Annotated in this window: 8 protein-coding genes, 2 tRNA genes and 1 pseudogene; 2 read left to right on the top strand and 9 right to left on the bottom strand. The window is 57.6% G+C overall.

All coding sequences use genetic code 11. The features are described from left to right. The 9 genes and pseudogenes from ACFE0K_RS08830 to ACFE0K_RS08790 form a co-directional block, all read right to left on the bottom strand. Positions 1-1,096: pseudogene (locus tag ACFE0K_RS08830) on the bottom strand (hypothetical protein); the annotation flags it as partial. Between the two features lie 257 nt (positions 1,097-1,353). Beyond that, the gene (locus ACFE0K_RS08825; protein WP_434535713.1) at positions 1,354-1,626 is read right to left on the bottom strand and encodes a YeaC family protein; all 273 of its coding nucleotides are present in this window, start codon (positions 1,624-1,626) and stop codon (positions 1,354-1,356) included. Between the two features lie 132 nt (positions 1,627-1,758). Beyond that, positions 1,759-2,661, bottom strand: coding sequence for an NAD(+) kinase (locus tag ACFE0K_RS08820; protein ID WP_434535712.1), 903 nt, complete (start codon positions 2,659-2,661; stop codon positions 1,759-1,761). A 104-nt stretch (positions 2,662-2,765) separates the two neighbouring features. Next, positions 2,766-3,839 (bottom strand): cyclic nucleotide-binding domain-containing protein, encoded by a 1,074-nt coding sequence (locus ACFE0K_RS08815; RefSeq protein WP_273008809.1) that lies wholly within the window; start codon positions 3,837-3,839, stop codon positions 2,766-2,768. Positions 3,840-3,949: 110 nt separating this feature from the next. Beyond that, positions 3,950-5,326, bottom strand: a complete 1,377-nt coding sequence (locus tag ACFE0K_RS08810; protein ID WP_434535711.1) for a hypothetical protein — start codon at positions 5,324-5,326, stop codon at positions 3,950-3,952. A gap of 655 nt (positions 5,327-5,981) precedes the next feature. Further along, positions 5,982-6,058: transfer RNA gene (locus tag ACFE0K_RS08805), tRNA-Asp, on the bottom strand. A 34-nt stretch (positions 6,059-6,092) separates the two neighbouring features. Continuing rightward, positions 6,093-6,168: transfer RNA gene (locus tag ACFE0K_RS08800), tRNA-Val, on the bottom strand. Positions 6,169-6,318: 150 nt separating this feature from the next. After that, positions 6,319-6,513: a hypothetical protein gene (locus ACFE0K_RS08795; protein ID WP_434535710.1), complete on the bottom strand. Its 195-nt coding sequence runs from the start codon at positions 6,511-6,513 to the stop codon at positions 6,319-6,321. Beyond that, complete coding sequence (locus ACFE0K_RS08790) at positions 6,503-7,099, bottom strand: TetR/AcrR family transcriptional regulator (RefSeq protein ID WP_434535709.1); 597 nt, start codon at positions 7,097-7,099, stop codon at positions 6,503-6,505. The genes ACFE0K_RS08795 and ACFE0K_RS08790 overlap by 11 nt, the downstream gene beginning before the upstream one ends. 178 nt (positions 7,100-7,277) lie before the next feature. Here ACFE0K_RS08790 and ACFE0K_RS08785 point away from each other — a divergent pair, with 178 nt between their 5' ends. Beyond that, on the top strand, positions 7,278-9,062 hold the full coding sequence (locus ACFE0K_RS08785; RefSeq protein WP_434535708.1) for an acyclic terpene utilization AtuA family protein: 1,785 nt from the start codon (positions 7,278-7,280) through the stop codon (positions 9,060-9,062). 68 nt (positions 9,063-9,130) lie between these two features. Further along, the coding region (locus ACFE0K_RS08780; protein ID WP_434535707.1) for an SDR family NAD(P)-dependent oxidoreductase at positions 9,131-9,528 on the top strand (398 nt) is incomplete at its 3' end.

The following is a 9,528-nucleotide window of genomic DNA, read 5'->3' as shown; positions in this document are numbered from 1 at the left end:
ACCCCAACACCTGGTCCGCATTCCAGGTTTTTTGCAGGAAGCTGAAATCTGCAGGAGCGGCAGGCGCTGACAGGTAATAAGGCAACGAAATGCTACCGGTGTAGAGCGTACCAATCCCCGCAGCCATTTGCCCGGCAGTCAGTGTCGAGAAATCCAGACCGGTCGCCGCATTTACGTCAATCGTTCTCTCTTTAGGCGTGCTCAGCAGCCCTCCGTTCTCCAGATTGTTGGCCGCCGTTACTGCATCACCTGGTGCCGTACCACCATTAATCAGGGTTTGTGCAATAGCACCTCGGGGAGCCCCCATGGCAACCAACGGGGTTACCGGATCCGTGGTGGTGAATGTATAGGAAATCACCACAGAATCACGAGCCGCATCCACATCAAGTTCCAATGCCTGGGCAAGAAAGCCGGAAGCGATCGCCTCCCACCCTTGCACAGCGGTGCGAACAGGCTGCAGCGCGGAGGTCAGCGCAGGCTCGTTTTCGCCCAGAGTCTGATAAGCGCTTGATGGAGTAATCGGATTGCCATCCGTATCGAGAATGCCATCCGTTACGAAAACCAGGTACTTGGTTTTAGCAAGCATTGGCTCTGCAGGGGTAATACGAAGAATGTTATCCGTGCCACCATCCAGAGATTCTACTGAAGCAATGAAACCAGGGATTTGCTCGGCATTTACCGGATTCATAGGATCCACGTTCGCCGGATCCAGTGCGTCACCATTACTGTTCAACGGAATCAGGAAAACATTGGGGACGCAGGCATCCCCAAGCGCACAGACAGTGCTGGAGTCTATGGAGCCACCAGCAAACCCAATATCGAAATAAGCTGTCGTGGAAAAACCATCCAGATCATTGATGGCAGCCTCCACCGCATTGGTAGGAGTACCGACATTGGCAGTGCCGTCAGAAGTGGCGGCCGCTGCAAAAATCAGATCAGTATTAAGGGGCAGATCAGATGCCAAGGGGTCAAAGCGGGGAAAAGTCCCGATTTGGGTAGCACCCTCACTCTGATCAGGGACTGTATCACTGCCGCCACCACAGGCCGCCAGTGCCAGGGCCACTGCCGCAGGCAGTACTTTCTTGTAGATATGCATGGGTTCTCCCAAACCATTTGTTATCTTTTTTATTTCTGACTACGTCGCACTCTCCCATAACGCATCCAGAAAGACATCGTCCGCGTGCGCCGAATCTAGGTCGGCTAACCTACACAACAGAGTTGTCACCTAGGAAGAATACAGTATGTTACGAAGAGCACCAACGGTCTTTGGCAGGAAAAGCTTGACGTTGGTCCGACAGGCGGTATCCGGGCGACGACCCGCCAGTCACCGCCCGCGGAGGGTTGGCAAACTGGCTACTGCAAACGACCCGGGGCCCGCAGGGTCACCGGTTGCTCCTCTGGCTCGTCCCCCCCACTCTTGCACTGCTGCTCCATATAGCCTGAACGCTGATCCTCAGGCAGGTTCTTTGACTCCCAGGCAATCACCGCCTGGAGACAGGTTTCTCGCTGCTCCCGGGTCAGCGGCCGGCCATCCGCCCATTTGCCGGTTTCAATAGCGCGGCGCATGTTGTCACAGACTTCCGGGGTCATGGCGGCAATCAGATCATCAAAGCTCTGGTAGGTCATGGCATTCACTCGTTAGAGGCAAGCCCCGCCAGTTCGGCGGAGATGGGCTTACGCCCATTTCCGCCCTACGTGGCCCGGGACGGATACAGGGAAAACCGCTGTTTGCCTGTAGCTATTAACTGTTAACTGGTTTCAACTGCTGTCACCGGGGCGGGTACTCCAGCCCAGCTTGGAACGACAGGCCTGATAGAAATCATGGCCAGGCGGGTGGATCAAATGCAAACGATGGGGCTTCTTGCGAATGGCGATCACATCATCCACCTGCAGGCGAATCCCGGCGGTGCCGTCACAGCTGACCAGGGGTCGGACCTTTTCGGTGGTGATATGGATCTTGATCTCGCTATCACCGGCCACCACCAGCGGGCGGCTGGTGAGGGTATGCGGATTGAGCGGCACCATCACCATGGCATCCAGCTTGGGGTGCATGATGGGCCCGCCGCCGGACAGGGCGTAGGCCGTAGAACCGGTAGGTGTGGAGATGATCAGGCCATCGGAGCGCTGGCCATAGACAAAATGGCCATCGATCACCAGCTCGAAGTCGATCATGTGCACGCTGTCACCGGACAGCAGCACAATATCATTCAGGGCGCAGCCCTCGCCCACCACGGTCTTGCCCCGGCGCACTTCCAGATCCAGCAGAAACCGCTTTTCGGTGGTGTACTCACCGTCCAGCACCTGCCCCACACGGCTTTCGATTTCGGAGGGAAGGATGTCAGTGAGAAACCCCAGGTGACCACGGTTGACGCCCAGCACCGGCACATCAAAACGGGCCAGGGTACGGGCGGCGCCCAGCAGGCTGCCATCACCACCGACCACAATAACCAGATCACAGGCTTCGCCCATCTGTGTGGCGGAGGCAGCCTGCAGGCCCATTTCCGGCAAGCTGCCGGCAATGTTCTTGTCGAGGATAACGGTACAGTCGCGCCCGTTGAGAAAGTGAATCAACTGGCGCAGTGAATACAGCGCCTGTTCACTTTCAGAACGGGCAATCAGGCCGATATTGCGGAATTTGTTGCTAAAAGTCTCTTGCGCCACACGAATCCTGGGCAGCTGGGCTGCATCCGGTGAAGGGCTCGCCCTCCATCCGGTGAGCGACCACCCTGGCCTGAATCCGTGATTGCAGCGTGGCAGCCCCGGATTCAGGCCTGTGTCAGGTACTCGTTCAGGTTAGCAGCATTGGCATTCAGGCCGCCATCCAGAACGATTACGTCCAAGCCGGCGTTTTTTAACAGAAAAGCGGCCGTGGCGCTACGTCGACCGGTATCACAGTAGGCAATATAGGTCTTGCTGGGGTCCAACAGACGGGATTTCAGCCGCAACACATTCAGCGGCATATTGGTGGCACCCACCAGGTGCTCCTGGTCGAATTCATCGCTGGTGCGCACATCCAGCCACCAGGCACCCTTTTCTGCCGCGCCCAGCACATCCTCTGCGGGCATGGTGTTGATGATCGGCTCACGAAGCAGGGCATCAAAGTCCTGGCGCTCCAGCTTCATCAATACCCCATCGGTGGCCATGGTCACCGTGGCATTACGGGGTTTGCCGGAAAGCAGCGCCTCTTCACCGAACCACTGCCCCTCTTCCAGCATGGCCACGGGGGTTGGGGCATTGTCGCCCATGCTGATGGCAACTTCGCAGACGCCTTCCTTGAGAATGTAGCAACAGTCTGCGGCCTCGCCCTGGCGGATAATCACATCCCCCTGCTTGTGACGATGCGCCTTCAGCCGGCGGAAGATTTCCAGAATATTGCTCGGCGGCACCCGATGAAACAGCTTGGATTTAAGCAGCCGAATCATCCATTCCCGATCATTCTGGTAAGCGGAGTTGGCGTTGATATCGAGAATCACGTAACCGGCAGACTGGTCCCAGGAAAGAATGGTGTCCAGGCGAAAGCTATCAAAGCGGACCACACTGACCTCGGTCAGAGCCCGAGCCGTACTCCGACGAGGCTGGGCATGTTCCAGCGGATGCCAGGATGCGGTATCTCCGGCACTGACGGTACGGGTTTTGCCTGCTTCATCGGTAAGCTCTACCTTGCCGCTGAGCAGATAGATGGTGGTGTTGTCCTTGTCGCCAAGCGAAAAAAGGGCATCTCCTGACGAATAACGGCACACCTCCTGCTGATCCAGGAGCCAGTCCAGCTGGTCTCCAGACAGCGCATTCACTGGCACAAAGGTCTGTAAAAGGCTTTTATCAATGGATTCCTGTGCCATAACTGCCGCTCCCGGTGTTCTTATTGTGACTACAACTTCATACTTTCAGCGTAGATAATGCAAAAAACCTACCATTTTTCAGGGAAGTGGCACTGGATCACACTCAACCATCAGCGAAAACGCAACACGTTATCGATCGCTGAGTCGTTACGACAATTCGGACAACGGTTGGCATTGCAGTCGGAGACGCCGGGCTTGAACTGGTTGGGGACTTCCACCCGGATCACTCGCTTGCCACAGGCCTGCTGATCCGAACCCACCGATACCTGGCACACGGGGTTTTCATAATGAGCCAGCCAGGCCCGGTAGTGATCTTCGGTGACCAGACATTTACGCGCAGCGAAAGCCACTGGATTTTCCATGTAACTGCCGATCTGATCAGCGGAAATGGAAATATGCCCCGCACCGGGGTGGAAGGCGATAAAGCTGAGACCGAGATTTTCCAGTTTTTCCAGCACCTTCTGGGCGCCAGTGCTGGCCTCTTTCACCCGATTTCGCTTGAGCTCTCCCAGCTCTTCCTTGAGCTGATTGATCAGGTCATCACGGGTCAGCACATCCATTTCCTTGGCATGGATCTGCTCGGAGAGTTTCGCCCGCTCCTCCTCGATTCGTTGCTCGAGAGCAAGCTTGTATTGTTCGGTGAGCACTTCCAGTTCGCTGCCCTGGGTCTGGCTTTGATGGCTCTGCTCTTCAAGACTCTGGGTTAGGGATATCACCTGCGCCTTGAGAGAGTCATTCTGCTCACGCAGGGCCACATTCTGGGATTTCAGCGTCTTGAACTGCCCCAGCACCTTTTCCAGTTGGGCGTTAAGGATTTCTTCCTTTTGCTGGGCAGCGTAGCGGAGTTTCCCCACCTCTTCGGATTGGGAGTTTTCCAGCGTCTGCACCCGCAAACGCAGCTCCTTGATGATTCGAGCCAGCCGAACCCTTTCTTCATCGGCCTCCTTCTTGCTCTCGCTATCGTCCGGTGCGATGGTGGGCGCCGTCGTTTCGGCACCAATGACTGGCGGCGCGGCGGCAGGGCTCGAATCCAGCTCGTCATCGATCTCCAGGCCCAGTTTGGGACCACGCTCACGAATGGTGTCGCGAATGGCGATAAAGTCGTTGGCTCCCGGCTTCATACCCGGGTCCCACATCTGATCCTGGTGCCAGGCCACCGGGCACTGGCTGCGACAAGCCAGACGGATCGGCCCGGCGCCCATATCCGGCCCCTGCCCCGCATGCTCTGCCAGATGGCGCAGCGGCACATTCCAGGTGGTGTCGGCCATACCGTCTTCATCAAAATCGATGGTAAAAAGAACCAGCGAGCGCACCCGTAACTGACCATTCACCAGGCAGTAGGCACCACGGACTTCCTTATCGGCAAATTCAGGCACACCCACCATGCCATCCAGGATCGCCTCAAAATCCGCATACAGCATGCTTTTGGTAATGCCCCGATGATCAAAAAACAGAATCGCTTCGGACGTCACGGAGGATAGAGGCATGTGTCCTTCCTTCCCTTGAGAATTATTGTAGTTGGCCACTGACTCGCCACAACGTCACTCCCTGCAAGATCCAGAAAACGCAGTAGTGACGGCAAAATCAGGGTGCTGCCAATTATAGTCAGCCCCTAAGAAAAGAGTGTGACCTGAATGGCAGTAAAAAAAAAGCATACGAAAACCCGCCCATCACTATGCGGCAAAGCGCCCAGTGAAGACCAATAACGGCGTCACGTTGCCAGAATAATGTGTGGGGAATCAGACCGCTAAGGCTTACTGGAAAGGGAATAAGGCAGGGAAATCGGAGGGGATGGTACGGAGAGGAATCAGAGCTCCTCTCCGTCATCCACCCAGCTGTCTTCTTCCTGCCACTCTTCCAGGCATTCCATCAGCTGTTTTTCTTCCAGTCGTTCTTCCAGATAGTCTTCCATTTGCTTGTCCTCCTTTATCTTTTTCAGCGTTGTGAGCCTGAAATTAGACAGGGTTTAGGTGACAAGTTCATTACAGGAGACGCTGCACGCATCACGCAGCAGGCAACACGAACAAACAATAAGGAAGGCAAAACCGGGAGCAACGGAGGCATGAGGTGCTGCGTAGCGCGTGGGCAGACCCCTTGAAACAAAAAAGGCCCCCATAAATGGGAGCCTTTAATGCTGAATAGTGGCGGAGCGGACGGGACTCGAACCCGCGACCCCCGGCGTGACAGGCCGGTATTCTAACCAACTGAACTACCGCTCCACTTTTCCTTTCGGAACTCTTTACTTTCAAAATATGGTGGGTGGTGACGGGATCGAACCGCCGACCCTCTGCTTGTAAGGCAGATGCTCTCCCAGCTGAGCTAACCACCCGTATCGCGCTGCGAAGTGGGCGCCATTTTAGGGATTGGGCCGGGGGTGTCAACGGCTTTTTGCAGAAAAAAGTCCGTTTGCCTAGAAAATGGGCGGAACGGGCAAAAGTTGCACAGAATAGCCAGAATAAAGCCGCTGTAGCTTGCCGCTTCAGCTCTCTTCCGCCTCTAGCGCCTCAATCTTTGCCTTTGCCTGCTCCAGAGTGAATATCCCCGGCACCGGCTGCCCGCTTGGTTTGGCAATCAGATAATGATGCACATCCAGCGCCCAGGTCTGCCGATTAAGCTCGCCTTCCTCGATAATCGAGTACCCGCTCTGCCCCCAGCCGATGGCATTACCGATCATGCTCACCCACCACACGCGCCAGGATAATGTCCGCCAGGTCATCCAGGGTCAGGGAGCCGTCCCGGTCAAACCAGTTGGGTGCCCAGCCTGTCATGCCGGTGAGCAGGCGACGAATGATAAAGGGATCATCCTGGAATGCCCCCTGCCCATGTAGCGCATTGAGTGCATCCAGCCACAGTTGCTCATAGATGGCGCGCAACTCCAGGGCCTTGCGCTGCTTATCCACACTGAGACAACGCCACTCCGTCACCAGCACGGTCATGGCTTCAGCGGTATCGCCGACAATGGACTGCAGTTCCGCACGGATCAGGGCCCGCAGCTGCCCTTTCGGTGAACCTTCAGCCGCAATAGCCCGGCGCAGGCGATCCGTATTGAACTGGATCACCTCTTCCATCACCGCAAAGAGGATATCTTCCTTACTCTTGAAATGATGGAAGATGGAGCCGCTCTGAATGCCCACGGACGCGGCGATATCCCTTACCGTGGTGCGATCGAAACCCTTGTCCCGAAACAGGTGGGCCGCCGCACTGAGCAGACGCCCGCGGGGAGAATCATCGATTCCATTAATTGCCAGTGACTCAGCCATCGTTACCCTCTTTTATGTATCCCCGCATTATCCCGATTCCGGGCTGCAAGCTGCAAGCTACCGAGTGCGCGGCCTCCCCCGCGCCCGCAAGGCAAAGGGCTTGAAACTGCCTCTTGCCAAACCAAGCGCTTGCTTGGTAGCTTACGAGACCACGCTTATACACGCAAATGGAGCCACCATGACCGAACCCGTTCGCATCGGCTGTGCCGCCGGATTCTGGGGCGATACCAACAGCGCCGCTTTCCAGTTGGTCAAGCAGGCCGAGATTGATTATCTGGTGTTCGACTATCTGGCCGAAGTAACCCTGTCGATCATGGCCGGTGCCCGCATGAAGGACCCCAGCGCCGGTTACGCCCACGACTTCGTCAATAATGTCATGGCGCCGCTGGCCAAGGACATCAAAGCCAAGAACATCAAGGTGGTCAGCAATGCCGGTGGTGTGAACCCTCGTGCCTGCCGCGAGGCTTTGCAGAAAGCGTTCGAGGCAGCCGGCATCGAGATGAAGATTGCCCTGGTGGAAGGCGACGACCTGAACCCGCGCCGCAATGACTTCGCCGATGTGACAGAAATGGATACCGGCGCCCCCCTGCCCCCCATGACAGTCACCATGAATGCCTACCTGGGGGCCCTGCCCATCAAGGCGGCCCTGGATGCGGGCGCCGATATTGTGCTCACCGGCCGCATCGCCGATTCCGCCGTGGTATTGGGCCCCCTTATGCACGAATTCGGCTGGGCTGAGGACGACTACGACAAACTGGCCCAGGGCTCCCTGGCCGGCCATGTGATCGAATGCGGTGCCCAGTGCACCGGCGGCAACTTCACTGACTGGCGCGATGTGCCTGACTTCCACAACATGGGTTTCCCCATTGCCGAGTGTTTTGCGGACGGCCACTTTGTCATTACCAAGCCGGACAACACCGGTGGCCTGGTCAACACCGCCACCGTGGGCGAGCAGATCGTCTATGAAATCGGCGACCCCCGTGCCTATATGCTGCCCGACGTGGTCTGCGACTTTACTCAGGTAGAACTGGAACAGGTCGGCGACAACCGGGTCCGTGTCAGCGGCGCCCGGGGCCTGCCCCCCACCGACAGCTACAAAGTCTCCGCCACCTACCCGGACGGCAACCGCATCACCGCCTCCTTCCTGATGGGCGGCATCGACGCCCCACAGAAAGGCCAGGTGGTGGCTGACGCCATCCTGAAAAAGGTGGATGGCCTGTTCAAGCAACTGGGCATGGCGCCCATGCGCGAAACCAGTGTGGAAATTCTCGGCAGCGAAACCACCTACGGTGCCCAGGCCCGTCGCGGTGATACCCGCGAAGTGGTGGTCAAAATCGGTGCCCTGCACGACGACAAGAAAGCCCTGGGCCTGTTTGCCCGGGAAATTGCCCAGGCTGCCACCGGCATGGCCCCGGGCCTGTCCGGCCTGGTAGGCGGGCGCCCGAAGCCGTTCCCGCGTATTCGCCTGTTCTCCACCCTGGTCAGCAAGAACAGCATTCCGGTTACCGTGGACCTGGCCGGCGAAACGTTGCCGGTGACCATTCCCGTCGGCACGCCGTTTGATGCCAACACCCTGCCCGAAGACAACCGGGGCGAAACCGCTACCGGCGACGTGGCCGTGCCGCTGATCAAGCTGGCCTGGGCGCGCAGTGGCGACAAGGGCAACCACGCCAATATCGGCGTCATCGCCCGCCAGCCCGAGTACCTGCCCTATATCAATGCGGCCCTCTCCGAAGACGCCGTAGCTGACTATATGCAGCACGTGCTCGACCCGGATACCGGCAGCGTCAGCCGCTGGTTTCTGCCGGGCATGAATGCCTACAACTTCCTGCTGAAGAATGCCCTGGGCGGCGGCGGCATCGCCTCCCTGCGTATTGATCCGCAAGGCAAGGCGTTTGCCCAGCAGTTACTGGATATGCCCATCTCCGTCAGCCAGACCATCGCTGACGAAGTGGGCAAGTAATATTGATTTTAGCGTGATGCGTGCCGCGTGAAGCATGCAAGCGCCACTAGGACCTCAAGGACTCAACAATGTCATACCGTTCCGTATTCAAACCCGACCTGTTTGCCGGCCAGAACATTATCGTCACCGGCGGTGGCTCCGGCATCGGTCGCTGCACCGCCCATGAACTGGCGTCCCTCGGCGCCCGCGTGGTGCTGGTCGGTCGCAAGCAGGAAAAACTGGATGCCGTGGCGGCGGAAATCGAGGAAGACGGTGGCCAGGCCATCGGCTTCTCTTGCGACATCCGTGACGAAGAGGTGGTCAAAGCCACTGTTGCCGATATCTACAAGGCCGTCGAAGTCGTTCACGGCCTGGTCAACAACGCCGGCGGCCAGTTCCCCTCACCACTGGCGCTGATCAACCAGAAAGGCTGGGAAACCGTGGTGCGCACCAACCTCACCGGCGGATTCCTGATGGCCCGGGAAGT

The organism is Alcanivorax sp. (genome assembly GCF_051117345.1).
In the GTDB taxonomy this organism is placed as follows: Bacteria; Pseudomonadota; Gammaproteobacteria; order Pseudomonadales; family Alcanivoracaceae; genus Alcanivorax.
This window is presented reverse-complemented; position numbering and strand designations above follow the sequence as displayed.